This window comes from Nocardia speluncae NBRC 108251, from assembly GCF_001613245.1.
Lineage (GTDB): Bacteria > Actinomycetota > Actinomycetes > Mycobacteriales > Mycobacteriaceae > Nocardia > Nocardia speluncae.
This window is the reverse complement of the sequence record NZ_BDBZ01000001.1, coordinates 624,564-651,360: the sequence shown is the minus strand read 5'-3', so window position 1 is coordinate 651,360 and position 26,797 is coordinate 624,564. Positions and strand designations below refer to the sequence as shown.

23 protein-coding genes are annotated in these 26,797 nt (G+C 67.7%); 14 read left to right on the top strand and 9 right to left on the bottom strand.

The genetic code is table 11. From position 1 onward, the window contains the following. Positions 1-90 precede the first annotated feature (90 nt). A complete protein-coding gene (locus NS6_RS02825) occupies positions 91-855 on the bottom strand; it encodes an SDR family oxidoreductase (protein WP_068035898.1) in 765 nt (254 codons plus the stop codon). 195 nt (positions 856-1,050) lie between these two features. Here NS6_RS02825 and NS6_RS02820 point away from each other — a divergent pair, with 195 nt between their 5' ends. Further along, complete coding sequence (locus NS6_RS02820; protein WP_068036134.1) at positions 1,051-2,682, top strand: ABC-F family ATP-binding cassette domain-containing protein; 1,632 nt, start codon at positions 1,051-1,053, stop codon at positions 2,680-2,682. Positions 2,683-2,764: 82 nt separating this feature from the next. Next, positions 2,765-2,998, top strand: a complete 234-nt coding sequence (locus NS6_RS02815) for a helix-turn-helix domain-containing protein (RefSeq protein ID WP_033246289.1) — start codon at positions 2,765-2,767, stop codon at positions 2,996-2,998. Positions 2,999-3,085: 87 nt separating this feature from the next. Here NS6_RS02815 and NS6_RS02810 read toward each other — a convergent pair whose 3' ends face one another. The 6 genes from NS6_RS02810 to NS6_RS02785 all read right to left on the bottom strand — a co-directional run bounded on the left by NS6_RS02810 (position 3,086) and on the right by NS6_RS02785 (position 9,393). Beyond that, complete coding sequence (locus tag NS6_RS02810; protein WP_068035896.1) at positions 3,086-4,045, bottom strand: MvdC/MvdD family ATP grasp protein; 960 nt, start codon at positions 4,043-4,045, stop codon at positions 3,086-3,088. A gap of 12 nt (positions 4,046-4,057) precedes the next feature. Further along, complete coding sequence (locus tag NS6_RS02805; protein ID WP_068035894.1) at positions 4,058-4,504, bottom strand: hypothetical protein; 447 nt, start codon at positions 4,502-4,504, stop codon at positions 4,058-4,060. Positions 4,505-4,705: 201 nt separating this feature from the next. Beyond that, the gene (locus NS6_RS02800) at positions 4,706-5,122 is read right to left on the bottom strand and encodes an acyl-CoA thioesterase (RefSeq protein WP_068035892.1); all 417 of its coding nucleotides are present in this window, start codon (positions 5,120-5,122) and stop codon (positions 4,706-4,708) included. 39 nt (positions 5,123-5,161) lie between these two features. Further along, entirely contained in the window at positions 5,162-5,659 is a 498-nt protein-coding gene (locus NS6_RS02795; protein ID WP_245669100.1) for a cupin domain-containing protein, read from the bottom strand. Between the two features lie 94 nt (positions 5,660-5,753). Next, the gene (locus NS6_RS02790; RefSeq protein ID WP_068035890.1) at positions 5,754-6,320 is read right to left on the bottom strand and encodes a TetR/AcrR family transcriptional regulator; all 567 of its coding nucleotides are present in this window, start codon (positions 6,318-6,320) and stop codon (positions 5,754-5,756) included. 265 nt (positions 6,321-6,585) lie between these two features. After that, entirely contained in the window at positions 6,586-9,393 is a 2,808-nt protein-coding gene (locus NS6_RS02785) for an aconitate hydratase (RefSeq protein WP_068035888.1), read from the bottom strand. A 349-nt stretch (positions 9,394-9,742) separates the two neighbouring features. On the opposite strand from NS6_RS02785, the gene NS6_RS02780 reads away from it, so the two are divergent. The 7 genes from NS6_RS02780 (at position 9,743) to NS6_RS02750 (ending at position 16,847) form a co-directional block, all read left to right on the top strand. Further along, positions 9,743-10,369 carry an Rv1476 family membrane protein gene (locus tag NS6_RS02780; RefSeq protein WP_068035886.1) on the top strand — a complete coding sequence of 209 codons (627 nt, stop codon included), beginning with the start codon at positions 9,743-9,745 and terminating at the stop codon, positions 10,367-10,369. Between the two features lie 442 nt (positions 10,370-10,811). Continuing rightward, positions 10,812-11,966: an AAA family ATPase gene (locus NS6_RS02775; protein WP_084470572.1), complete on the top strand. Its 1,155-nt coding sequence runs from the start codon at positions 10,812-10,814 to the stop codon at positions 11,964-11,966. Between the two features lie 29 nt (positions 11,967-11,995). Next, entirely contained in the window at positions 11,996-12,946 is a 951-nt protein-coding gene (locus tag NS6_RS02770) for a DUF58 domain-containing protein (protein ID WP_068035884.1), read from the top strand. Beyond that, positions 12,943-13,944, top strand: a complete 1,002-nt coding sequence (locus NS6_RS02765; RefSeq protein WP_068035882.1) for a VWA domain-containing protein — start codon at positions 12,943-12,945, stop codon at positions 13,942-13,944. The genes NS6_RS02770 and NS6_RS02765 overlap by 4 nt, the downstream gene beginning before the upstream one ends. Positions 13,945-14,118: 174 nt before the next feature. Further along, on the top strand, positions 14,119-14,835 hold the full coding sequence (gene fabG1 / locus NS6_RS02760; protein WP_068035881.1) for a 3-oxoacyl-ACP reductase FabG1: 717 nt from the start codon (positions 14,119-14,121) through the stop codon (positions 14,833-14,835). Positions 14,836-14,929: 94 nt separating this feature from the next. Continuing rightward, entirely contained in the window at positions 14,930-15,763 is an 834-nt protein-coding gene (gene inhA / locus NS6_RS02755) for an NADH-dependent enoyl-ACP reductase InhA (protein WP_068035879.1), read from the top strand. 25 nt (positions 15,764-15,788) lie between these two features. Continuing rightward, positions 15,789-16,847, top strand: a complete 1,059-nt coding sequence (locus NS6_RS02750) for a ferrochelatase (RefSeq protein ID WP_068035877.1) — start codon at positions 15,789-15,791, stop codon at positions 16,845-16,847. Between the two features lie 445 nt (positions 16,848-17,292). On the opposite strand, the gene NS6_RS02740 is transcribed toward NS6_RS02750, so the two are convergent. Next, the gene (locus NS6_RS02740) at positions 17,293-18,108 is read right to left on the bottom strand and encodes an Rv1486c family protein (protein WP_068035874.1); all 816 of its coding nucleotides are present in this window, start codon (positions 18,106-18,108) and stop codon (positions 17,293-17,295) included. Between the two features lie 64 nt (positions 18,109-18,172). Further along, on the bottom strand, positions 18,173-19,000 hold the full coding sequence (locus tag NS6_RS02735; protein WP_068035871.1) for a DUF3097 domain-containing protein: 828 nt from the start codon (positions 18,998-19,000) through the stop codon (positions 18,173-18,175). 102 nt (positions 19,001-19,102) lie between these two features. On the opposite strand from NS6_RS02735, the gene NS6_RS02730 reads away from it, so the two are divergent. The 5 genes from NS6_RS02730 (at position 19,103) to NS6_RS02710 (ending at position 26,244) form a co-directional block, all read left to right on the top strand. Next, complete coding sequence (locus NS6_RS02730) at positions 19,103-19,534, top strand: NfeD family protein (RefSeq protein WP_068035869.1); 432 nt, start codon at positions 19,103-19,105, stop codon at positions 19,532-19,534. After that, a complete protein-coding gene (locus NS6_RS02725) occupies positions 19,534-20,805 on the top strand; it encodes an SPFH domain-containing protein (RefSeq protein WP_068035867.1) in 1,272 nt (423 codons plus the stop codon). Before NS6_RS02730 ends, NS6_RS02725 begins: the two co-directional genes overlap by 1 nt. Before the next feature lie 134 nt (positions 20,806-20,939). Next, a complete protein-coding gene (locus tag NS6_RS02720) occupies positions 20,940-22,205 on the top strand; it encodes an ABC transporter substrate-binding protein (protein WP_245669099.1) in 1,266 nt (421 codons plus the stop codon). A 155-nt stretch (positions 22,206-22,360) separates the two neighbouring features. Beyond that, positions 22,361-24,430 (top strand): ABC transporter permease family protein, encoded by a 2,070-nt coding sequence (locus NS6_RS02715; protein ID WP_068035863.1) that lies wholly within the window; start codon positions 22,361-22,363, stop codon positions 24,428-24,430. Further along, positions 24,427-26,244 carry a tetratricopeptide repeat protein gene (locus tag NS6_RS02710; RefSeq protein WP_068035861.1) on the top strand — a complete coding sequence of 606 codons (1,818 nt, stop codon included), beginning with the start codon at positions 24,427-24,429 and terminating at the stop codon, positions 26,242-26,244. Before NS6_RS02715 ends, NS6_RS02710 begins: the two co-directional genes overlap by 4 nt. Positions 26,245-26,797 lie beyond the last annotated feature (553 nt).

Sequence of the window (26,797 nt, the reverse complement as noted above, 5' to 3'; positions counted from 1 at the left end):
CAACGACGAGCCGCGGCGCGCAAAGAGCGCGACCGCGGCCCGCAGCGAGTGAACTCGGTATTTCGCGTCGGTTCGAATACCCTCGGTTGCTCAGATTCCGCCGGTCGACAGCAGGCCGCCGTCGACACGCACCGTTTCGCCGGTGATCCACTGCGCCTGCTCCGAGGCCAGGAACGCGATCAGCCGGGCGACATCCTCCGGCGAACCGAGCCGCTTCATCGGGTAGACCTGCGCCGCGGCCTCCTCGTCGGCCGAGTACAGCGCATCCGCGAAACTGGTCTTCACCACCCCGGGGGCGACCGCGTTGACCCGGATCTTCGGGCCGAGTTGCCAGGCGAGTTCGTCGGTGAGGCGGATCAGTGCCGCCTTGGAGGCGCCGTAAGCGGCGATCACCCCGGTGGAGCGCAGGCCCGCAACGCTGGCGACGTTCACCACCGCGCCGCCGTGTTCGCCCATCCATGCCTTGTAGGCTTCCTGGATGTAGCCCAGGGCGGCGACGACATTCACATCGAAAATCTTGCGGACCGCCTCGAGATCGGCCTCCATCAGGGAGCCGTACACCGGGTTGATGCCGGTGTTGTTGATCAGGATGTCCAGTGAACCGAATTCGGTGACTGCCCGCTGGGCGGCGGCCATCCGTGCCTCGGCGTCGCCGGAGTTGCCGGCCAGTGCGATGACCTCGCCCTGATGCCCCAGCCCGCGCAGTTCGGCGGCCGCCTTCTCCAGCGGTTCGGGTTTGCGCGCGGTGATCAGAACGTTCGCACCCCGGCTCAGCAGCTCCGCGGCCACCGCGTAGCCGATACCCCGGCTGGCCCCGGAGACCAGCGCGCTCTTACCCAACAGATCGGTGCTCATAGCCCGGCACGTTACCGTGTCCGAGGCAGTTGCCGGTCGGCAGCGGAGGGCACGTGAGGCCGCAGCGGGCGGCGCCACCGCGAGGGCAGGTAAAATCGGTGGTTCCGTGTCCGGATGCGGCCGATCATGGGTGGATGGTTCCGCCTGCTCAACCCGCCGGGCCATCGCCCCCAACCTGCTGCCGAGGAGATATCTGTGATCACCGCGACCGACCTGGAGGTCCGGGCCGGCGTCCGTACCCTGCTGTCCGCGCCCGGACCGGCGTTGCGGGTGCAGGCGGGCGATCGGATCGGCCTGGTCGGCCGTAACGGCGCCGGTAAGACCACCACCCTGCGCATCCTGGCCGGGGAAGGCGAACCGTACGCCGGCACGATCACACGGTCGACCGATATCGGTTACCTGCCGCAGGATCCACGCGAGGGAAATCTCGATGTGCTGGCGCGCGACCGGGTGCTGTCGGCCCGCGGCCTGGACGCGCTGATCCGGGATATGGAGAAACAGCAGGCGCTCATGGCCGAACTGGCCGACGAAACCGAACGCGAGCGGGCCGTGCGCAAGTACGGGCGGCTCGAGGACCGATTCTCCGCGTTGGGCGGCTACGTCGCCGAAAGCGAGGCGGCCCGGATCTGCCACAGCCTGGGCCTGCCGGATCGAGTGCTGGACCAGTCGCTGCGGACGCTGTCGGGTGGTCAGCGGCGGCGAATCGAGCTGGCTCGCATTCTGTTCGCAGCCTCCGACGGTAGTGGCGGACGGTCCGACACCACGCTGTTGCTGGACGAGCCCACCAACCACCTGGACGCCGATTCCATCACCTGGCTGCGCGGGTTCCTGCAGAACCACAGCGGGGGGCTCATCGTGATCAGTCACGATGTGGACCTGCTCGCCGATGTCGTGAACAAGGTGTGGTTCCTCGATGCCGTCCGCGGGGAGGCCGATGTCTACAACATGGCCTGGACCAAGTATCTCGATGCCCGCGCCACCGACGAACAGCGGCGCCGCCGGGAACGTGCCAACGCCGAGAAAAAGGCCTCGGCGCTGCGGACCCAGGCCGCCAAACTGGGCGCCAAGGCCACGAAAGCCGTTGCCGCCCAGAATATGGCCAAACGCGCCGATCGGCTGCTCGCCGAACTGGACGAGGTGCGCGTCGCGGACAAGGTCGCGCGGATCAAATTCCCTGAACCGGCGGCCTGCGGTAAGACCCCGCTGATGGCGGAGAACCTCACCAAGGTCTACGGATCGCTGGAAATCTTCACCGGGGTGGACCTGGCCATCGACCGCGGCAGCCGCGTGGTGGTCCTGGGCCTCAACGGTGCCGGTAAGACCACCCTGCTGCGGCTGCTCGGCGGCACCGAGGAGCCGACCGGCGGCTCGCTGGTGCCGGGGCACGGTCTGAAGGTCGGATACTTCGCGCAGGAGCACGACACCCTCGACGATACGGCCAGCGTCTGGGAGAACATCCGGCACGCGGCACCCGATGCGGGCGAGCAGGAATTGCGCGGTCTGTTGGGCGCCTTCATGTTCAGCGGTCCGCAACTCGACCAGCCCGCGGGGACGCTGTCCGGCGGTGAGAAGACCCGTCTGGCGTTGGCCGGGCTGGTCTCCTCGGCGGCGAACGTGTTGTTGCTCGACGAACCGACCAACAACCTGGACCCCATTTCCCGCGAACAGGTCCTCGACGCGCTGCGCACCTATGCCGGTGCGGTCGTCCTTGTCACCCACGACCCCGGCGCCGCAGAAGCCCTGAATCCGGAGCGGGTGATCCTGCTCCCGGACGGCGCCGAGGACCACTGGTCGGCCGAGTATCTGGAATTGATTCAGCTCGCGTGAGTTTCATCACAAGAACTCATTGCCGGATGCTCGCCGAATGCTTAGCCTGAGAGTGACGCTGCTCAGCGACTCGGAGGAAGCCATGGGCGACAGGCCGGTACAGAGCAAGAGCACATTGGGTAAAGGCACCCGCGTCACGGGAAAGTCACGCGACCGTCTGCAGTCCCAGTTGAAGAAGCAATACGAAGCAGGGGCGAGCATCAGGTCGCTGGCACGCGCGACCGGGCGTTCCTACGGTTTTATCCACAACGTGCTGACGGAGTCGCATGTGCAACTCCGCAGCCGTGGTGGTGCGAACCGCCGTAAAGCCCGCTGACCGCACCGTATTCGCAGGCCTCGCCGCCGGGATATCGACCCGGCGGCGCGAGGCCCGATGTCCAGGGGTGATCCGGATATGCCCGGGTCACCAGCCTGGCACGGCGCTGTCGCCGTGAGCCAGTAGGCCTGCCAGGCTGGCGAAGATCGGCAGTCCGGTCTTGATCTCGAGATAGGCGAATTGTCCCTGCGGGTTGACCTCGAGGAAATAGTGCATGCCGTCGAGGCCCACTCGCAGATCCAGCACGCCGAAACTGAGTCCGAGCGTGCCCATCAGCGTGGCCAGTGATTTGCTGACCGCGGCAGGAAGCCGGGCGGGGGAGAAATCGACCGAGATGTCGAGCCGGGAATCGACGCGCCCCGCACCCGCGCGGGAATCGATGCGGACCACCCACTCCTGCCCGTCCACCCAGACCACGCGCAGATCGCATTCGGGATCGATGTACCGCTGGAAGATCGTCGGCGCCCAGCGGATCGCACCGAGACGGTCCAGATCGGCGGGTTCGACGAGCCGGGTCTCCGCGAATTCCGCGCGGGAGGTGCCGGTCCGTTTGAAAACGACCCGCCCCGCAGTGTTTTCGATGAACTCGCGGGCCTCGCCGGGATCGTTGGTGATCAGCGTCTCCGGAATCGCGCAGCCGGTCCGCCGGGCCGTATCCAGCTGGACGATCTTGCGGTGAGCGAGCCGGTCGTGGCCGGGATCGTTCACCCACCGGGCGGGCAGCGACCACAGCAGACCCTGCGCGAAGGCATCGCATTCGGCCTGCCGATAGGCGTCGTCGTCGGCGCGGACGCCGGCCGGGACCCGGCTGGGATGCGGCCGCCGCCACCACACCGCACGCACGTCGTCGAGGCCGGGCAGTCCCGCCAATGTGCGTGTGGTCGCCGACCCGTCGAGCCGGAAACTGCCCGATTCCCGGGGGAAGTCGCGGAGATCGAGCCGTAAGGTGGCAACGCCGTACTGCTCTCGGAGCGTGGCCTGCATGGCTGCGGCATGCAGATCATCGGATTCGGAGACAATGAGGACCGACCCCTGCCGGGTGGTCATCGTGGTGGCCGCTCAGTCGAGACTGTCGCAGTGGACACCGTCGTCGCTGCTGTTGTGCGACCGGGTCTGTGCGAAGGTGAAAGTCGCGGGGTGGTACGGGGGATCGGCGAGGTGCAGTTGCCGCGCCCAGGTTTCGGTGAGCCGGCGTAGCTGGTCATCGCCGAACGCCGGTGACGGCGGGGCCGCCAATGTCAGCGGTCGTTCCCCCACATCGATACGCAGCCGGCGCGTGAAATCGGCGGTCGCGCCGGGCCGGATATCGACCAGTACCGCGCCCGTGGGTGCGCCGGATCGGCCGTCGTGCGCTCGGATCCCGAGCACATCGCCGTGGTCGAATGTCCACGTCCCGTCCGCTACCCGGATCCGGACAGCACCCTCGCCCTCGCCGACGAGCACACCGGCGAGGGTGGCCACCGCATCGGATTGTATTGTGCCGACGGGAGGCAGGATATCGGTCATTGATTTCTCCGATCTAGCTCGCAATATGCCACGACCCGAGCGCGTCCGGATCATAACGCCGCCGCCGGGCGGTGGCGGCCGATATCGCCGGATTTGCGTTCGTGGAAAGCTGATCTCGAGACCAGGGAGATAACCGGGACGGAAGTTTTCCGGAATCGGGGCACGGCGGGCCCCGCAGGGGTGATGTCCGCCGGGTGGAGTTCAGCCGCCGAGAAGCTCGGGCATCTCGGCCAGTGCGCGCAGGCGGTCCGCGGGATCTGCGACCAACCGGCGGGCATCCAGGTCCAGCAGTCCGCCGACACCCACCACCTCGGCCGAGAGGGTGCCGTCGGCGCGGATCATCTCCTGCCGGATGCGATAGGTTTTGCCCGAACCCCATTCGAATTCGCAGGTCACCCGTATCTCGTCGCCGCCGCGTAGTTCGCGCCGGTACTTGATGGTGGTTTCCAGAACCACCGGCCCCAGCCGGGCCGCCGCCAATTTGTCCGCCTGCAGGCCTGCGGCCACCAGGCACTCCCAGCGGGCGTGTTCGGCGTACTGGAGGTAGACCGCCTGATTGACATGGCCCTGAACATCGAGTTCGTAACCGCGAACGGTGACGGGGACGGAGAAGGTCATATCGGTGCGAACTCACCGCGGGCTGTCGTTGTTCCCACCTCAGCGACGCTGGGCGTTGCGCTCTTGCCACCACTGTGGTGCGTCGACGAAGTGGTTGTCGTAGTCGTTCTGGGCTGCCGCGAGTTCTTCCGGGGCTGCCTCGCCGCGGGCGATGCGTTCGAGTAGCCGGAAATAGCCGAACCGTTGTACACCGGGCATGAGTGCGATCAGGATGCGGGCGCCGCTGTCCGGCGTGGCGCCGAAGGCATGGACGGTGCGCTTCGCGACGACGGCTGTGCCGCCCGCGGCGATGGTGACGATTCGGTCGCCGGCCAGGAGTTGGAGTTCTCCTTCGGCGACGTAGAACAGTTCGTCGGATCGCGTGTGGAAATGTGGTGCGGCGCCGTCGGCGCCTCGGGCCATGGTCACCTCGAGGGTACTCACTGTGCCATTGGCCTGTTCGGCGTCGATGAGTAGCCGCATGGTGACGGAGTCGGTGTGCAGGGTTTCGGCGTCGCCGGCCTGCTGGACCGCAACGGCATTGCTGGTGGTGGACACGGCGACTCCTATCAGAACTTCTATGGCATATAGTTAGCTATCAAACTATATGCCTCGGAGGTAGCCGTGTCCATGACCGGATCGGGTGCGGTCCTCAGGGGCGGCGTCGCACCGATGCCTCCACCAGATCCAGTACGGCGGTGAGATTTTCGTTCGTATGTCCCGATGCGATGCGGGCTATCAGACCGTCCAGGACCAAGTCCAAGTAGCCCAGCAGGACATCGGTGGGTACATCGTCGCGCAGCGCCCCGGCCGCTTTGCGCCGCTCCAGCCGGGCGAGGGTGGCCGCGGTGAGCTCGGCCGAACGCTGCGTCCAGCCGGCCCGGAACTCGGGGTCGGTGCGCAGCCGCCGGGCGATCTCCAGCCGGGTGCCCAGCCAGTTGTACTCCTGCGGATCGGCGAGCATATCCCGCATCACCTGCACGATGCCCTGATTGGCCGCGACCTCGGCCATCCGCTCGGCGTCCTCCTGGGCCAGCGCCAGGAAGAGCGCGTCCTTATCGCGGAAATGGTGGAAGATCGCGCCCCGGGACAGGCCGATGGCGTCCTCCAGGCGGCGCACAGTGGCACCGTCGTACCCGAACTCGGCGAAACAGCGGCGCGCGCCGTCGAGTATCTGTGTGCGCCGGGCGGCCAGATGATCGTCGCTGACCTTGGGCATGGACTCTCCTCCACAGCGGGGGGTGGATACGAAATGACGGACGTGGGGTATAGATACGCGCATCCCCGCCGCGGCCGAGACCGAGGCGGGGAATCCCGGTGTCTACTATGTGATCTCGCGTGAACCGAGCCGCATCCGGGTCAGGCGCGGCCTTCCGCCTCGCGGGCTGCGGGGAGGCCGGACCTCGGAACCGGATGAGCCGGCGGCTCGGGTCACGAGATCCGGTGCGCGAGCCCGGGATCCCCCGGACTCGCGGTACCTGCGATCAGCTCCGGATCATACTCCGCAGCACGTACTGCAGAATGCCGTCGTTGCGGTAGTAATCCGCCTCACCGGGGGTGTCGATCCGGACCACTGCGTCGAACTCGACCTTCGATCCGTCGTCCTTGGTCGCCGTGACGTGGACGGTGGCCGGGGTGGTGCCCGAGTTGAGTTCCTCGATGCCCGCGATATCGAAGACCTCGGTCCCGGTCAGGCCCAGCGATTTCGCCGATTCGCCCTGCGGGAACTGCAGCGGGATCACGCCCATACCGATCAGGTTCGACCGGTGGATGCGCTCGAACGATTCGGTGATCACGGCCTTCACACCCAGCAGTCGCGTGCCCTTGGCGGCCCAGTCGCGTGACGAACCGGAGCCGTACTCCTTGCCGCCCAGCACGACCAGCGGGATACCGGCCTTCTGGTAGTTCTGCGAAGCGTCGTAGATGAACGCCTGCGGGCTGCCGTCCTGAGTGAAGTCGCGGGTATAACCGCCCGAGACATCGTCGAGGAGCTGATTGCGCAGCCGGATGTTGGCGAAGGTGCCCCGGATCATCACCTCGTGGTTACCGCGGCGCGAGCCCAGGGAGTTGTAGTCCTTGCGTGCCACGCCGTGCGAGTCGAGATAATCGGCGGCCGGGGTGCCCGGCTTGATGGCACCGGCGGGGGAGATGTGGTCGGTGGTGACCGAATCGCCCAGCAGGGCCAGGACGCGAGCGCCCTTGATATCGGAGACGGGCTCCGGCTCTATACCCATACCGTCGAAGTACGGGGCCTTGCGGACGTAAGTGGAATCGTCGCTCCACTCGAAGGTGTTGCCCTCCGGGGTGGGCAGGCTGCGCCACCGCTCGTCGCCCTTGAAGACATCGGCGTAGGACTTGGTGAACATCTCCTGGCTGATCGCCGACTTGATGGTGTCGTCGATCTCCTGCGCCGAGGGCCAGATGTCCTTCAGGAACACAGGGTTGCCCTGTGTATCCCTGCCCAGCGGGTCGTTCTCGAAATCGAAGTCCATGGTGCCCGCGAGTGCGTAGGCGATGACCAGCGGCGGGGAAGCCAGGTAGTTCATCTTCACATCGGGGGAGATACGGCCCTCGAAGTTGCGGTTACCCGACAGCACCGCGGTGACGGTGAGGTCGTTGTCGTTGACCGCCCGGGAGATCTCCTCCGGCAGCGGGCCGGTGTTTCCGATGCAGGTGGTGCAGCCGTAGCCACCCAGGTGGAAGCCGAGCTTCTCCAGGTAGGGCCACAGGCCGGCCTTCTCGTAGTAGTCGGTGACGACCTGTGAGCCCGGGGCCATATTGGTCTTGACCCACGGCTTACTGGTCAGGCCCTTCTCCACCGCGTTACGGGCCAGCAATGCGGCACCTATCATGACCGACGGGTTGGAGGTGTTGGTGCAGGAGGTGATACCCGCGACCGCGACCGCGCCGTGGTCGAGAACGAATTCACCGCGCTCCTCGGAGACCACCCGGATCGGTTTGGAGGGCCGGCCGTCGGCGCCGTCGGCCGCGGAGTTGACATCGACGGCCCCGTCGTCGGCGAAGCTGAGCATCGGCGCAGGATCGGAGGCCGGAAAGGTCTCCTCGACTGCCTCGTCCAGCTTGCTGTGCGGAGTCGGGTAGTCCTCCTCCACGTAGTTGTGGATGTCCTTGCGGAACGCCACCTTCGATTCGCTGAGCAGGATCCGGTCCTGCGGGCGCTTCGGGCCGGCGATGGAGGGCACCACGGTGCTCAGATCGAGCTCCAGGTATTCGGAGTAGGTGGGCTCCGATGCCGGGTCGTGCCACATGCCCTGCTCTTTGGCGTAGGCCTCGACGAGCGCCAGCTGTTCGTCGCTGCGGCCGGTGAGGCGCAGGTAGTTGATGGTCTCCTCGTCGATCGGGAAAATCGCCGCGGTAGAGCCGAACTCGGGGCTCATATTGCCCAGGGTGGCACGGTTGGCCAGCGGTACCTCGGCCACGCCCTGGCCGTAGAACTCGACGAACTTGCCGACTACACCGTGCTTGCGCAGCATTTCGGTGACGGTGAGCACCACGTCGGTGGCCGTGACGCCCGGGTGGATCTCACCGGTCAGCTTGAAGCCGACCACGCGCGGGATCAACATGGACACCGGCTGGCCGAGCATGGCGGCCTCGGCCTCGATACCGCCGACGCCCCAGCCCAGCACACCCAGGCCGTTGACCATGGTGGTGTGCGAATCGGTGCCGACGCAGGTGTCCGGGTAGGCCTGGCCGTTGCGGACCATGACGGTGCGGGCCAGGTACTCGATGTTGACCTGGTGCACGATACCGGTGCCAGGGGGGACGACCTTGAAATCGTCGAAGGCGCCCTGACCCCAGCGCAGGAACTGGTAGCGCTCACCGTTGCGCTCGTATTCGAGTTCGACATTGCGCTCGAAGGCATCGGCGCGGCCGAATACGTCGAGGATGACGGAGTGGTCGATGACCATCTCGGCGGGGGAGAGGGGATTGATCTTCTCCGGGTCGCCGCCGAGGGCGGCGACGGCCTCGCGCATGGTGGCCAGGTCGACCACGCAGGGCACACCGGTGAAGTCCTGCATCACCACGCGGGCCGGGGTGAACTGGATTTCGATACTGGGCTGGGCGTTGGGATCCCAGCTCGCCAGCGCGCGGATATGGTCGGCGGTGATGTTCGCGCCGTCCTCGGTGCGCAGCAGATTCTCGGCGAGGACCTTCAGTGCGTACGGGAGTTTCTCGGTGCCGGGCACGGCCGAGAGGCGGAAGATCTCGTAGGAGTTGCTTCCGACCTCGAGGTTGCCCTTGGCGCCGAAAGTATCGATACTTTTGGTCACGTCAGCTCCACTTGTCGGGTGTGGGCGCCGTCGGCGGGGCTGTGCCGGCGGCGGTACGTCTCTGGTATGAGGTGCCGGCCCGGGATGGCGCCGGTTCCCCGCGGTTCCCAACCCTAACAGTACGCTTGTCCTGTGAAATTTCCGGGGCGGCGCCCGGTCGCCGCGGCCCGGCGTGGCAACCGTTCGGCGTGGCGGGTGTACACCGACCGCTCCGTTGTCGCGTAATCTGCTCTCGAGCTGGACCGGATTGCCAGGGCGTGCCGTCGGGTACTCCCGGAATTCGTGCCCAGTGCTTGCTACCCCTGTCGCCTCGTCCGACGATGCGGCCTCGACCAAGACCGGATGGAAGATGACCGTCACCCACACTTCGGCCTTCTCCCTCAAGGCCACCAAGCTGCCGGACGAATTCGACACGGACACCATGGCGGAAGTCCGGACCGATCTCGCCGACAACGGGGTGTCCACACCCGACGGAGACGACCAGAGCGAACTGGCCGCAATCGTGGCCGATGCGCGGGCGCACGGCATCGATCTGAGCATCGTGGTGATGCACGGCAACCCCGGCCACGATTCGGAACTGCGGGATCTGGCCACCGAGGTGGCCGGATTCCAGCACGGCACGATCGCGGTCTTCAGTGACGACTGGATCGGCACCACGAGCGATTCGATCAGCCGTGTGCGGCTTGAATGGGCCGAGGACACGGCGAAGTTCAAAGGCGGTGACAGCGAGGAGGCTGCGCAGATCCTGGTACACCGCCTCGAACAGACCCCGACGGTGAGCTGGACCGAGATCACTTCGGTGCTGCTGGCCGGGCTCGTCCTGGTGATCGGCGGGCTGTACTGGGTCAAGACGCGCCGCGGCAACCCGACGGCAGCGGTTACCGCGCCGGCCACGGATATCCCGGCACCGGCGGAAGACTCCGAGGTTCCTACCCGGGTCACCGAAGAAGCCGTGCGCGAACCGGCCTCGCGATAGGAACGTCGGCCCGTGGCCGCAGTGCCGTTACGGCCGGGACGGGCCGATACAGCGCCCCCGCTCCGGCGCCGAGCTCCCGGCTTTGCGGGCAACCGGAAGGCTGCTCGGCAGGGTTATCGATAGATGTCCCGACCGGACGTGTGTGGTTTGCGGCGCTGCCTACGGGGCCACAACGGACCCGGTGGTGCGCCTGCCCCGCCGTCCGGCGGGAATTGCCCAGGTTTCGGCGGCCGCTGCGGCGGGCATCATGCCTTATCGGTACGTATGGTCGAGAGCGACGGGCGATGCCGGCGGCCACGGCCACCGGGCGGACACCGATCCGCCGGACCGGCGACCGCAGGTGAAAGCGGCGAAATCCGCGACAGTGGAGCCGGTTGCGGCAGATACGGTCATCACCTGGAATAGTTGTGACAGCACGCACAGGACCGAGGCGAAAGCGGGGATGTTGGTGACTTCGACGGACGGTGTCAAAGGGGCGGATTTGGCGAAAGAACCGCCGGCGCCTGCTTCGAGCACCCTCGAACGCGACGTCCAGACCCTGGAAAAAGCGATCTACGAGGTCAAGCGGGTAATCGTCGGACAGGACCGGCTGGTCGAGCGGCTGCTGGTCGGGGTGCTCGCACGCGGTCATGTGCTGCTGGAGGGCGTGCCCGGTATCGCCAAGACGCTGGCGGTGGAAACCTTCGCCAAGGTGGTCGGCGGTTCGTTCTCCCGCGTCCAGTTCACCCCCGACCTGGTACCCACCGACCTCGTCGGTACCCGTATCTACCGCCAGGGCCGGGAAGAGTTCGATACCGAACTCGGCCCCGTCGTCGCCAACTTCGTGCTGGCCGACGAGATCAACCGCGCCCCCGCGAAGGTGCAGTCGGCGCTGCTCGAGGTGATGGCCGAACGGCATGTGACGATCGGCGGTAAGACCTACCCTATGCCGGACCCCTTCTTGGTGATGGCCACCCAGAACCCGATCGAGAGCGAAGGCGTGTACCCGCTGCCGGAAGCGCAGCGCGACCGGTTCCTGTTCAAGGTGGTCGTCGACTATCCCTCCGTCGAGGAGGAACGCGAGATCATCTACCGGATGGGCGTCACGCCACCCGAGCCGGGGCAGATCCTGGAACCGGCGGAACTGCTGCGGTTGCAGAAACTGGCCGCGAGCACCTTTGTGCACCACGCGCTGGTGGACTACGTGGTCCGGGTGATCTCGGCCACCCGTGTCCCGGCCGAATTCGGTATGCACGATGTGGCGAACTGGATCTCCTACGGCGCCTCGCCCCGCGCCAGTCTCGGCATCATCGCCGCCGCCCGCGCGATCGCGCTGATCCGTGGTCGCGACTACGTGGTTCCGCAGGACGTCCTCGAGGTCATCCCGGATGTGCTCCGGCACCGCCTGGTGCTCTCCTACGATGCGCTCGCCGACGAGATCAGCCCCGAGGATGTGATCCAGCGGGTGCTGCAGACCGTCGGCCTGCCGCAGGTGGCGCCGCAGGCGGTGGCGCCCGGTGCGCCGCCCGCCGCCGAGAACGGTAACGGCCGCCCGCCCGCTCCGCCGCAGCAGGCGCCCCAGGTGCCGCAGACCGCCGGCACGAACCAGCCCCAGTGACCCGGCCGGACCCCCGTGCCCGAGTGCCCATGGCAGATCACGCGCCCCCCGCGTTCCGGTCGGGCGAACTGACCGACCCCCATCTGGCGGCTGCCCTGAAAACCTTGGAGCTCACTGTGCGCCGCCGGTTGGACGGCGTACTGCACGGCGATCATCTCGGCCTGATCCCCGGCCCCGGTTCAGAGCCGGGTGAGGCACGCGCCTATCAGCCCGGAGACGATGTCCGGCAGATGGACTGGTCGGTCACCGCCCGCACCACTCACCCGCATGTCCGGCAGATGATTGCCGACCGGGAACTGGAAACCTGGATGGTGGTGGATCTGTCCGCCAGCCTGGATTTCGGCACCGGTGCCTGCCAGAAACGCGATCTCGTTGTCGCCGCCGCGGCCGCGATCACCCATCTGACGATGGGCGGCGGTAACCGGGTCGGTGCTGTGGTCGCCACCGGCGAGCAGTTGCGGCGGATTCCGGCGCGTAGCGGCCGGGTGCATGCGCAATCGCTGCTGCGCAGTATCGCCACCACGCCACATCCGCGCGACGGGGTGCGCGGTGACCTGCACGGCGCCATCGAATCGTTGCGCCGCCCGCAGCGTAAACGTGGACTTGCGGTGGTGATCAGCGATTTCCTGGGGGATATCACCTGGCAGCGGTCGTTGCGCGCTATCTCCGCACGGCATGAGTTACTGGCCGTGGAGGTGCTCGATCCGCGCGATATCGCCCTGCCCGATATCGGTGACGTCGTGCTGCACGACCCGGAAACCGGGCGGACCCGCGAGTTCAGCGTGACACCCCAGCTGCGCGCCGACTATGCGGCGGCCGCGCAGCGGCACCGGGAGGAAGTCGAGCAGACCCTGCGCAGCTGCGGCGCCCCCGTAATGACCTTGCAGACCGACCGGGACTGGATCGCCGATGTGGTCCGGTTCGTCTCCACCCGGCGCCACAGCCTCGGCGCCTCGACTTCGCGGGTGCCACGCCAGTGAGTATTTCGAATTTCGCCGCCCCGATCTGGCTCGGATTCCTTGCCGTCATCCTGCTGCTCGCGCTGGCGTACCTGCTGGTCCAGCGCAGTAGACACCGGAATATGCTGCGATTCAGCAATATGGAGCAGCTCGAGAAGGTGGCGCCGAACCGGCCCACTTTCTGGCGGCATATTCCGATCATCCTGGTGATCGTGGGCATGGTGTTCTCCACCATCGGTGCGGCCGGGCCGACCGCCGAGCAGAAGGTGCCCCGGAACCGGGCCACCGTCGTTCTCGTCATGGATGTCTCGCTGTCGATGGAAGCCACCGATGTATCGCCGAGTCGGCTCGAAGTCGCCCAGCAGGCAGCCAAGGACTTCGCCGAAGGTCTCACCCCGGGAATCAACCTGGGCCTGGTGACCTACGCGGGAACCGCCTCGGTACTGGTCTCGCCCACCACCGACCGCGGATCGGTGAAGGCCGCAATCGACAACATCAGGCTCGCCGAGCGCACGGCCACCGGTGAAGGGATTTTCACCGCCCTGCAATCGATCGAGACCCTGGCTTCGGTGCTGGGTGGTTCGGAGACACCGCCGCCGGCGCGGATCGTGCTGATGTCCGACGGTAAGCAGACGGTCCCGGATTTCGAGGATTTCGACAATCCGCGCCACGAATTCGTCGCGGCCCGGCTGGCCAAGACCAAGAAGATCCCGGTGTCGACCATCTCGTTCGGGACGCAATGGGGCGTTGTCGAGATCCCGCGCGACGACGGGGGCACCGATCAGGTCGAGGTTCCGGTGGACGACGAGGCGATGCAGGAGATCGCGCAACTGTCCGGCGGTGAGTTCTATACGGCCTCGAGCCTCGAGGAACTCTCCGGCGTCTACGACACCCTCGAGGAACAGATCGGCTACGAGGTCACTCGCGGTGACGCGAGCCGGCCGTGGTGGCTGCTCGGCCTGCTGGCCACCCTTGCCGGTGTCGTGGTGGCCCTGCTGCTGCGGCAGCGGCTGCCGTAACGGAATCACCGGCCTTTTGCGGGTCGGTGAGCATGCCCTCGACAGGCCGGGTTCGATACCGAACCCGGCCTGTCGCCGTACCCCCGGTTTGTGCGAGATGCACAAGTACACCGGGGAAATATCGGTGGACGTCCCATGCGAGTGGTACCGGCGCCGCCAGGTAGGTTTGTCCCCATGTCGAACTTCACAGCACGCTCGGTTCTGGTGACCGGCGGCAACCGCGGGATCGGGCTCGCGGTGGCGCAGCGCCTGCACGCCGACGGCCACAAGGTGGCCGTCACCCATCGCGGTTCGGGCGCACCCGAGGGCCTGCTCGGAGTGAAATGCGATGTCACCGACAGTGATTCGGTGGATCGGGCGTTTTCCGAGGTCGAGGCGCAGCAGGGGCCGGTGGAGGTGCTGGTCGCCAATGCGGGAATCACCCAGGACACGCTGCTCATGCGGATGAGTGAAGAACAGTTCACCCAGGTTGTGGATGCCAACCTCACCGGTGCCTTCCGCTGCGCCAAGCGCGCCAACCGGGCCATGCTGCGCGCCCGCTGGGGACGCATCATCTTCCTCGGCTCGGTGGTCGGTATGGCAGGCATGGCAGGTCAGGTCAACTACGCCTCGACCAAGGCCGGCGTGATCGGAATGGCGCGGTCGCTGACCAGGGAACTGGGTTCACGCTCGATCACCGCCAACGTCGTCGCGCCCGGTTTCATCGAAACCGATATGACCAACGCCCTCGACGACAAGTACCAGGACATGGCGGTGCAAGCGATCCCACTGCAGCGCAAGGGTAAGCCCGAGGATGTGGCTGCCGTGATCAGCTTCCTCGCCTCGGAGGACTCCGCCTACGTCTCAGGCGCGGTCATCCCGGTCGACGGCGGTCTGGGAATGGGACACTGACCCGGCCGTCATCGGCACCTCGGCGCGAGCCGCTGCTGCGGCCCGGCGCATCCATGCACCGACACTTCGAAATCTTCAGGAGAACCGAGAACTCATGGGCGGATTGCTCGAAGGCAAGACGATCCTCGTCACCGGCATCATCACCGATGCCTCGATCGCGTTCCACGCGGCGGCGATCGCGCAGAACGAGGGGGCCCGGGTGATCATCACCGGCCTCACCGAGCGCCTGCGGTTGATCGACCGGATCGCCAAGCGGCTGCCCGAGGAGGTGCCGCCGGCCATCGGGCTCGATGTCACCAACCAGGAGGATCTGGACAAACTGCCCGACGAGTTGCGTCGTCTGGCGCCCGAGGGGGTCGACGGTGTGCTGCATTCGATCGCCTTCGCCCCGAAGACTCTGATGGGTCCGGATGCTGTGCCGTTCTTGGAGGGTCCGAGCGCGGATGCGGCGAAATCCTTCGAGATCTCGGCGTGGAGCTATGCGGCGCTGGCGCGGGCGGTACTGCCGGTGATGAACGAGCGCGGGTCGATCGTCGGAATGGACTTCGATCCCCGCACCGCCATGCCGTACTACAACTGGATGGGTGTGGCCAAGGCGGCGCTGGAATCGGTGAACCGGTACGTGGCGCGTGAGGTCGGGTACGCGAAGCAGATCCGATCCAACCTGATCGCCGCCGGGCCGGTGAAAACCCTTGCCGCCAAGGCGATCGCCGGGACCGCGACCGATGACGCGAAACAGCTGAAACAGCTGGATACGTACTGGGACGGCGCATCCCCGATCGGCTGGGACGGGGGCGCCGAAGTGGTCGGCAAATCGATCGTGGCGTTGCTGTCGGATTGGCTGCCCGCGACCACCGGATCGATTGTCTATGTCGACGGCGGAGCCAGCCACAACACCTGGTTCCCCGAGAACATGCCGCTGGACTGATCACCGGACCTGGTAAGGAGGCGCCGTGGCCCGCGCGGCCGACGCACTACTACTGTTGTCCTTCGGTGGGCCCGAGCGGCCCGAGGATGTGCTGCCGTTCCTGGAGAACGTCACCCGCGGTCGCGGTGTCCCACCCGAACGCTTGGCCGAGGTCGCGGAGCATTATCTGCACTTCGGCGGCGTGTCACCGATCAATGCGTGCAACCGCGCGATCATCACCGCGGTGGAGGCCGAGCTGGCGCGTACCGGGCTGGACCTGCCCGTCTATTTCGGCAACCGCAACTGGCATCCCATGGTCGAGGACACGCTGGCCCGGATGACCGCCGACGGGGTGCGTTCGGCCCTGGTGTTCGCGACTTCGGCCTGGGGTGGTTACTCGGGATGCCGGCAGTACGGCGAGGACATCACCCGGGCCCGCGCGGCGGTGGGACCGGCGGCGCCGGAGCTGGTGAAGCTCCGGCAGTATTTCGATCATCCGCTGCTGATCGCGGCCTTCGCGGACGCGATACGCGCCGCCCGGGAAGCACTTCCGGCCGGACGCGCCGAGCACGCCCGGCTGGTGTTCACCGCGCATTCGGTGCCGGTCGCCGCCGACAACGCGGCCGGCCCGCCTGCCGACGGCGGCAACCTCTACAGCCGGCAGGTGGCCGAGGCTGCGCGGTTATGTGCCGCTGCAACAGGTTTCGACGACCACGATGTGGTGTGGCAATCGCGGTCGGGGCCACCCCAGGTCCCGTGGCTCGAACCCGATATCGTCGACCACCTGGAAACCTTGCCGGACAAGGGGGTCGATGCCGTGATCGTCTGCCCTGTGGGTTTCGTCTCCGATCATCTCGAAGTGATCTGGGATCTCGACAATGAAGCCGCGGCGAAGGCCGCCGAACTCGGGATCGCCTTCGCCCGCGCGGCGACTCCGGGTTCCGACGATCGATTCGCCGAGATGGTGGTCGAGTTGATCGCCGAGCAACTACGCGCGACATTGCCACGGCGTCTCGGTGAGGTTCCCGGTTACGGTTGTACGGTCGACGGCGCGCTCTGTGCCGTCGGCTGTTGCGAACCGGTGCGCCGGCCCACCGGTCGCTAGCAGGCCCGGCCCCGAACGCTCCGTACCGGTGCGCCATCCGCAACGTCGGTTTCGAAGGCTTGGATCGTCCGCCGGAGGCAGGGCGGACCGCGTCGGGTCGGCCGGCGGACTGCTGCGGCATACCCTCCGGACACGATGACCAGGCACGTGATCGGTTCGTCTCACCCGCCGGCCCGGGAGAGGGACCCGATCTGGATGGGAGGGGTCATAGGTGGAATCCGGTCGGCGGGTCCGTCGTGATCAGGGAAGATCGATGGTGATCGGTACACCCTGCGCGGATCGAGCTGCCCCGGGCATCTCGGAGCGCTCGGCGGCGACCCCCAGGTCCGGGGGTTCGTTGACGGTGATCCACAGTGGGGCCGCGGCCGCATACCGGTCGACGACGGCTCTGGCGTCGACCTGCCGGTCGTCGGCCGTGCCGGCACGAAACGGCGCGGAGTGAGGCTCAGCGTGTCTGGGGAGCCGCCGTGTGTACCGCGACGAGGCGGGCGGCGCGAAGCGCATCCCACAGGGGGCGGAGCAGGGATTCGTGGGTGGTGGCGGAGGTGGCCGAGGTGGGTGCGGAGGCGGGCTCACGCTGGGCGACGGTGAGGATCGCCGCCACGTGGTCGGCGGTATCCAGGATGCGTTTGGCTCGTAATGGCACGTAATCGGGATAGGTGTGACGGGAGTAGTCGGCCAGTTCGGCCTCGATGAGTTCACGCGGATCCGCGTCGCCGCCGCCGAGACCGGTGGTGTGCAGCTGCATGAGCGCGTCGGCGGCATCGCGGACGGCTTCGCGCATGGCGTACTCGGCCTCACCCAGCGACATATCGGGGCCCGCGGCAGGCGGCATCGGGGCGGCATAGATCGTCCATTGCAGAGTGGAATCATCCTCGTGATACGGGATGAGCCCGGTGCCCTCCATGCCCGGAACTCCGATGAGAATTCCCTCGCCCGCCTCGATCGCATCGGTGGCGAACGCGGTACCCACCGGGAGCCCGCGGACATCGCCGGGCACCGGCAGCACCAGCCGCAGCTCCGCGCCGGGGGCGGCCAGCGCCTGCCGAATCATCTTGAGCAACGGCATAACCGCCGTCGCGGCAGTCTCCCCGAGCGCGGTCCAGGGCAGGTCGGTGCGTCCACCGGTCACCGGATCACCGGCGGCCAGCGTGTGCCGCGGAGCCCAGGCATGCAATGCCTCGAGGACGTCGTCGGGCGCGCTGCGACCCGCGAGCCACGAACCGGCCCACAGCGTGAGGGTGGCACTGGGAGAGCACATAATCATCGAGCATAAAGGGTGGCGGCAGTCGGCGGGCAGCGTCTGCGCAGGCCGATGGCACGCGTTAGAATTGTTCCCCCGGTTCGGTGACGAAATCGATCAGCCGTTCCACCGCGCCCAGAAGCGGTGCCTCCAGATCCCGGAACGAATTCACCGCCGAATACACCCGCCGCCAGCCGTCCTGCGGTGTGTCCCAGCCCAGTCGGGTACAGACACCGGTTTTCCAGTCCTCGTCACGTGGGACGCGCGGCCATTCCGGAATTCCGACGGCCGCCGGTTTCACCGCCTGCCAGACATCTACGAAAGGATGGCCGGTGACGAGAACGAATTCACCGAGCCCGGCGGTGAGATGCGTTTCCTTGGATCCGGTCACCAGATGATCTACGAGCACGCCGACCCGTCTACCGGGCCCAGGGCCGAATTCGGCCAGGCGGGCAGCCAGATTGTCCAGTCCTTCCAGATGCTCCACCACCACGCCCTCGACCCGCAGGTCGTGACCCCAGACCCGCTCCACCAAGGCGGCGTCGTGGACGCCTTCCACCCAGATCCGGCTGGGCGCGGCGACTTTCGCACGCACTCCCTCGACCCGGGTCGAACCGGACGCCGAACGGGCGGGTTTCCCGGGCGCCGATTTCGCCGGCCGCACCAATGTCACGGGTTTACCGTCGATGAGGAAGGCCGCTTCGCGTAATGCGAAAAGGCGTACCGCGCCGCGGGCGTCCGCCAATTTCACGAAATCGCCGTCGTAGCTGCGGTCGAACCCCACCACTGCGCCGCAGAAACCGCTGGCCGCGTCCTCCACCACAAGTTCGGGTTCCGCCACGACCTGGGAAACGGTGCGTTTCGCGGTGTGTGGATGGCCGGAAAAGATATCGCCGTATCGATCGCTCACCGGCCCGAAAGTAGCGTATCGGCGGGTTCGGCGGCGGCTGCCGGGGCCGGGGTGTCGCCGTCCGGCCCCCGTACGGGGAAATATCCCACTAGGCTGGACGGCGTGGCCGCTATTGTCTGGCTGGTCGCCGGCGTGCTGCTGGCGGCTGCCGAGATGTTCGTCGGTGAACTGACGCTGCTGATGCTCGGTTCCGCCGCGTTGCTGACCGCCGGGGTGAGTTTCCTGACCGACGCCCCCGTCGTCGTGGACGCGGTGGTCTTCGCGATCTCGGCGGTGGTGCTGATGCTCGGTGTCCGGCCGACGCTGTTGCGGCGCTTCGGAACCCCACCGCCGACACCGACCAATGTGGACGCCCTGACCGGTAAAACCGCGTTGGTGCTGGAACCGGTCGGTGAACACGACGGCCGGGTGAAACTGAGTGGCGAAGTGTGGAGCGCCCGGTCCCTGGACCCGGGGGAGGAGTACCCGGAGGGTGCGACCGTATACGTGATGAAGATCGACGGGGCGACCGCGGTCGTCTGGAAGGGCCCATAATGGCTGTTTTGATACTCGTTGCCGCACTGGTGGTGCTGGCGGCGGTGGTGGTTTTCAAGTCGATCGCGCTGGTGCCGCAGGCCGAAGCTGCGGTGATCGAACGGCTCGGCCGGTATTCGCGGACGGCGTCGGGGCAGCTGACATTCCTGGTGCCGTTCGTCGACCGGATCCGCGCCAAAGTCGATCTGCGCGAGCGGGTGGTTTCCTTCCCGCCACAACCGGTGATCACCCAGGACAATCTGACGCTGCAGATCGACTCGGTGGTGTACTTCCAGGTCATGCAGCCGCAGGCGGCCGTCTACGAGATCTCCAACTACATCGCGGCGGTCGAACAGCTCACTGTGACCACGCTGCGCAATGTGGTCGGCGGAATGACCCTGGAGGAGACGCTGACCTCCCGCGACCAGATCAACAGTCAGCTGCGCGGGGTCCTCGACGAAGCCACCGGCCGCTGGGGCCTGCGAGTGGCCCGGGTGGAACTCAAGGCCATCGATCCGCCGCCATCGATCCAGGAATCGATGGAGAAGCAGATGAAGGCGGACCGCGAGAAGCGGGCCATGATCCTCACTGCCGAAGGCAACCGGGAATCGCAGATCAAAACTGCCGAGGGTGCGAAGCAGGCACAGATTCTGTCCGCCGAGGGTGCCAAGCAGTCGGCGATCCTGTCCGCGGAGGGTGAGCGGCAGAGCCGTATCCTGCGGGCCCAGGGTGAGCGCGCCGCCTCCTACCTGCAGGCGCAGGGACAGGCCAAGGCGATCGAAAAGGTCTTCGCCGCGATCAAATCGGGCAAACCCACCCCCGAGCTGCTGGCCTACCAGTACATGCAGACGCTGCCCATGGTCGCCCGGGGCGATGCGAACAAGGTATGGCTGGTACCGAGTGATTTCGGGAAGGCCCTGGAGGGTTTCGCGAAGAATTTCGCCACCAAAGGCGAAGACGGTGTCTTCCGGTACGAGCCCCCGGCCGAGGACGAGCCCGCGGGCAAGCTGGATGACGATGCCGACGAGGTCGCGGATTGGTTCGACACCAGTACCGATCCGGCCGTCGAGCGCGCGGTACGGGCCGCCGAGTCCGTGGCGCGTACACCTGTGGACACGGCAGCACCGGTGAACACCGCCAAAGCGGATCCGCAGGCCCCGCCGCGTCAGCAGCCTCCGCAGGCGGTTATGCCGCCGCAGCCCGGTCCCTCGTACGGCGTGCAGCCGCAGCAGCCGGGCACGCCACCGCAGCAGTACCAACACCAGCAGCCGCGGCCACCGCACCAGCAGTAACCCGCGTGCTCCGGTCCGCCGGATGACCGGGCCGGTCATCCGGCGAAACCGCACCACCCCGCGGCCGGTTGGGGAATAATCGAAACCCTCTGCTGGACATGGGTATCGGGGGAACCGTGAGGACGCGTCGTACCGTGCTCCGAACCGCGGCGGTACTGCCGTTGCTGGCGGCCTGCTCGCCGGATGTGCTGCTCGGTGCCCCGGGGGCGGTGCGGATCGCGGTGTCGTGGAGCGGTCAGGAATTGTCTGCGTTCCGGGCAGTGCTCGCAAGCACGCGGCTACCGGAACCGGTGGAGATAATACCGCTGGGCGACGAGATCGACACCGCGCTCACCGCGCGCGGCCGGTCCGCACCGGATATCGTCATGCTCCCGCAGGCCGGGCTTGTCCACGATCTGGTCACCGCCGGCCGGTTACGTCCGGTGCCGGAGGATCTCTGGGTCGATGCGCAGGGTCCGCGGTACGCCGACCATTGGCGCCGTCTGTGTCATCACGACGGCCGCTCCTACGGTGTGCCGTTCAAGGCGAGCGCCAAATCGCTGGTCTGGTACGACCGGGAAGCCGTTGCCGGACTCCGGGCCGGCGACCCGGCGGACTGGACGCTGGGTGACTGGTCGGCAGGGGTACAGCGATTCGCGGGGACCGGCCGGCGTTTCCTGTCCCTCGGCGCGGCCGACGGCTGGGTCCTGACGGATCTGTTCGAGAATCTGCTGCTGGCCGAATCAGCCGAGGTGTACGAATCGCTGGCGTCAGGGGACCGGGCCTGGGATACCCCGGCGGTCCGCGATACGTTCGCGCGACTCGGTGATCTGTGGGGTGTGCGGGAGGGACTGGCCGGCGGGGTCGCCACGGCACTGGTACGGCAGTTCGCCGACGCGGTGCGTGATGTCTTCGAGCATCGGCGTGCGCTGGCGGTGGCGGCACCGGATTTCGCCGAACCGGTGGTGCGCGACGCGCTCCGCCGAGCGGGGCGCCCCGAATCCGCAGCGGGTGTGGTGCCCTTCCCCGCGGTGGCCGCGGACCGGGACGGACCGCGGATCGTCGGCGGCGACGTCATGGTGCTCACCAGCGCTGCGGGCGAGCGCGCCGATGCCGTGGTACGCGCGTTGGCCGACCCTCAGGCGCCGCTGCCGTGGATCGAAGGTATCGGCGGGTTCCTCGGTCCGAATATGCGGACTCGTGCCAGGTACTCGTCCTGGACCACGGATCCGGCCGCCTCGTCACACTCCTGGCCCGCCTTCGACCTGTCCGATCGGATCGGTGCCGTCGGCAGCCGCGACGGATTATGGCGGGTACTCACCGAGTTCCTGATCACTGTGGGTGACGCAGGCGGTGATGTGCGTGCCGCGACCGATACTGCGGTGGCGACGCTGACCCGGTTCGAACGGGGGTGGCGATGATATCGCCGGAGCCGGGCGCACAGGATTCGTCGGTACCGGCGTCGCACACGGAGGCAACAAGGGCGACGGCTCAGGGAACGGCTGCGGAAAGGCCCACCGCTACGGGAGCCGGGGGCTCGGAGCAGACGGCGGCGGGAGCCGGTTCTGGAGGACCGATGGCGTCGGTCGCGGAGGGGCCGGTGCGATCGGCGCCCGGGTCGCCGGCGTCCGAACGCGCGGTCGCGGGCACGGCCGTGACGGACCGGGCGGCGCCGGGAGAGGTGGTGCCGGTCGTGGACACACCTGGCCCGGCGGTACCGGGAACAGCCGTCGGAGACCCGGAGGACTCCGACGTGCGCGGAGCGGGATCGCCGGTGCGCCGCACGACGGCCCAGCGGCGCCCGCAGGACCGGTTGTCGCGAATCCATCGGGCGCACGGGGTGGATCTGGAACTGCCGCTCGCGCGGTTGCGCGGCCCGCTCGTCGCCGGCAGCCCGCCGCCCCGGGGTATCACCGGAATCGCCTGTACACCCGCGGTGCTTTTGACGGCGGTGTTGCTGATACCGGCCGGGATCACCGTGGTGTCGGCAGTACGGACCCGGTTGTGGCTGGTGGTGGGCTGCGCGATCCTGGCCGCGGCATTCGTGTCGGCGGTGCTGTACGCCCGGAGGGGTGATCACGGCGCCCGTGACGGCAGCGATACGGCGGCGGGCCGGGTACGCCGGTGGGCGGCGCCGGTGTCGATCGCGTTGGTGGCGGTGATCGCGTTGTATCTGATCGGTCCGCCCTATGCCCGCAGTCTGTACTGGATGGGTTTCGCGGCGGTGCTGCTGGTCGCGGCGATGGTGCTCGCCTGGTGGAGTCGCAATACCCGGGGTCTGTGGCTGCTGCCGCTGATCGTGCCGTTCGGGATCTCCGCGTTCGTCGCCGGTGTGGCGTTCCGGCTCATCTTCCAGTACTCGGGCGTACAGATCGGTTTCGACGGGTTTCCCGGGTACCGCGCGTGGTTCGTGGTGATGCTCGGTTCGGCGTTCCTGTGGACGTGGCTGGGTTTCCTCATCGCGCTGTTCCGGGCGAGCATTCGCGCGCTCACCGCCGATCCGGTGCGATGGAGCCGGGTCGCGAACGAGTCGGGTTGTGCCCTGTATCGGCGGCTTTTCGCACTACAGCGGCCGGTGGTGCTGGTGGCCGGACTGGTCGTGGGTATTGCGGCCGCCCGAGTCTTCGATGTGGTGCTGATCGGCGTGCCGGGATCGATGCAGTACCGGCTCGACAGTGCCACAGTGCACTGGTGGCGGCTGGCCGGCGACCCGGCCACCGCGGGCGAGGCCGCTGCGTACGCCCTGCCGCTCACCGTTCTCGTCGCGGTGGCGGCGTGGGCGTTGCAGAGCGATCTCCGCGACCGTCCGCCCGGCCTGTCCGCCGTGCCGGCGGTGCCGTATTCGGGGCGTGCCGATTCCGGTGGCGGGTTCGCCGGGTACGCCCGGACGGCCGGAATCGGGCTGGTGGTGCTCGCGGCCGCGCTGCCGGTGATCGCGTTGCTGGTCGTGGCGTTGCAGGGCCCCGCGGGCTGGTCATTGCGCGCATTCACCGATATGTGGACGGACCCGGCGCTGCGGAAATCCATCCAGGCGACCCTCTGGGTGGCTTTCCTCGCGACGGTCGTCGTGGTGGCCGCCGCGGCGCCGCTGGCGTATCGGCTCGCCGTCGCCCCGGAGGGCCGGTGGGCGCGGGGCACGGTCACCATGCTGGTGGTACTCGCCGTCCTGCCCGCGCAGGCCTATCTCGGGCCGCTCGATACATTCATCGACGAGCACGGCCTGTCCGGTACCCGGATTCCGCTGGTGCTGGTCCATGTGGCCGCCGGCCTGCCGATCGCGGTACTGATTCTGCGCGGCGCTGTCGCGGCGCCACCGGGCAGCGGCGCCGCGGACGCGCTCCGCGGGATGGCCGCCCCGGGCACCATCGCGCAACGGTTGTTCACCGCGGCCGGACCCGCCCTGGTCGCGGTCGCGGTTCTGGAATTCGTCCAGGTCTGGAACGATTTCGTGGTCGGCCTGCTGATCAGCGGCGCGGGGGCGTCACCGTGGTCGCTGCTGCTGTGGGGCGAGGCGCGCCGGTTCGGGGAGAACGCTGCGCAACTCGCGGCCGGATCGCTGATCTCGGCTGTGCTACCTGTCGCGCTGGTACTGGCGACCTGGCGGCGTTGGATCGTTCCCGGCCTGACCGGAGGGGTACTGCGATGAGCGAACCACTGCCGCGTTCCGCACTGGTGCCGGGCGTGCTGGGTGGTCTGTCCGTCATCGCCACCACCTTGCTGCTGGAACTGGGTCGCACTCTGGTGCTGAATTCGTTCGGGGAAAGCGACGGGGTCCGGCTGCTCTCCACGGGGTTGCGGTGGCTGGCGGTGCTGCTCGTGGTGCTCGCCGTGCTGTATGCCGGTTACCGCTTCACGATGGATCGGCGATCCCGGACGAGACGTGCTCGGCGCCGGAATGCGCTCGCGGCGCTGGACGGTGCCTGCCCGTTCGGGCCCGTCGACGTGAGAGTTGTCGCGCCGCCCACGGCGGAGGCAATGAACCCGGGATGGCGCAATGAGGTGGTCGCTGCGCTGCGCGAGCTACCGGTCTGGAACTACGACACCGCGACCTTGCACGCTGTCCTCGGCGCGGTGGCGGCCGCCCACGGCGCATCACCGGGTCCGCTGCCGGCCCCGGCGACCGGCACCCGGGAAACCTCCCCGGAGGATCCCCGTCCCGCACAACCGCTGGGCGACCCGCACACCGGTCCCGGCCTCCGCGAATGGCTGGAATACGGCCGCATCCTGAAGCGGCAAGGTGACCACCACCTGCTTGTGGAAGTACCCGAAGCGCCGGAGAAAGACGAGGTCCGGGCGGGAGAGCTATGGCAGGCGGCGTTGTTCGCGCTGCTGTCGCATTGCGCCGACCAGGCATCGCGCTGGGCGGTCGCGTTGACAACGGTGCCATTCGCGCCGGGTGCTCGGCGCTGGTTCACGATGGAGGAGAACTACCTGAGGGAGCTGGTGGTCTGGTGCTCCCCACCGGCCGCCACGCAAGGTCGAACGCCTGTTGGCCACCCCGGCCCGGAAATCCCGCCGGCCACGGTCGTGCAACTGGTTCGGATCGCCGACGCATTGGATACCTGGTACGCGCATCAGGTCCGGATCCGGGACGACAAGACAGCTGTAGTGGCGGAGAACCTCGGCCGGCTCACCGTGCAGACGGAGATGACCTGGTACTCGCGTTCGATGGAGTTACGGCAGCCGCGACCCCATGACCCCCGAAGTGGCCGGCATCCGGTGCGGGCCGGAACCGGGGCTCGGGAACAGCGGGTACAGACTCCCGGAGGGCCGGCGTACCCGGGGCAGGCCCGCCGGCAGGTCCCCCCGGAACCCGCCGACCCTCCCTGCGGAATACGACGCCGGGCAACGGGTCTCGCCGCACGGTGGAAACACCGCGCGGCGCTGGAACGACTGAATGCAGCCGGAACACCGGGCGATCTGGAGGCCGCAGTACAGCTCCTACGGGCGGCATGGTGGCGGTTACCACGGGAGGATGTGGGCAATCAGGTGCGTGTGCTCACGAATCTCGCTGTCGCGCATATCGAACAGGGCCGGCTGGATGCTGCGGCGGATCGGCTCGAGCTGGCCGCGGTGCGCGCCGCCGGCGAGGAGGACGACGCGGGCCGCGCTCTCGTACACGAACTGAACGGTGCGGTGTGCTGGGCGCGCGGCGAACCCCGCGGCGCACTGCGTCATTGGCAGCGGGCACTGACGCTGTACGACGACCTGGCCGATGACCGTGGCATCGCCGGTTGTCTGCACCATATGGGCTCGGCGCTGCGCGTTGTGCCCGAGCACGCAGACCTGGTGCTCGGGGACGATCCGCCACCGATCACCGAGGACGTGTACCGATGTGCCCAGGACTGGATGGACGAAGCCGCGGCGCGGCGGGCGGGCACACTTGCGCCGCATTTCGACCGGCGGCCGTTACGCGCCGGGGAAGCCGGCGATGCTCGGCTGGATGTTGTCGACCGGTAGCCGAACCACATCCCGCAATGACGAGGGTGGTGCCCGAAACGAGCTGCGAACGGCCGGTCCCGGCGATTCCACCAGCGCGGGGCGGCCGGTGTGGCGTTCAAGTCGTCCGGGCAGCGGCCCTCGTCCGGGAAGAGGTTGACGTGCAATGTGAGTGTCGCGGTCTGGTCCTCGACCGTGGCCTCGGCCAACGGCAGGGAAACCGGCACCCGGGTCGCGGGGCCTGCCGGGAGGTCGGCGTGAGCGATGAAGCGATCCCGGGATTCGACATCGATGGTTCCGCGCGCGAGATCGGCCGGCAGGTCGACCGCCATGACGAGTTCGGCAGGGGTGGTCCCGGGCGGAACCGGGATCGCCAGTTCCACTTCGTCGTCGTCACCGCGCAGCGTGATCGGCTCGCCCAGGCCGAGATCGCGGACAGAGAATTCCGCCGATGTAGCCGATGTACCCGGCGTGGCCTCGGGTGGCTGAGTGGTCGCGGTCGGGACCGGTAGTGCCATCAACGCGAGTGCGGCCCCGTAGGTGCACAGCATCCGTACGAGTATCCGCATGGGCC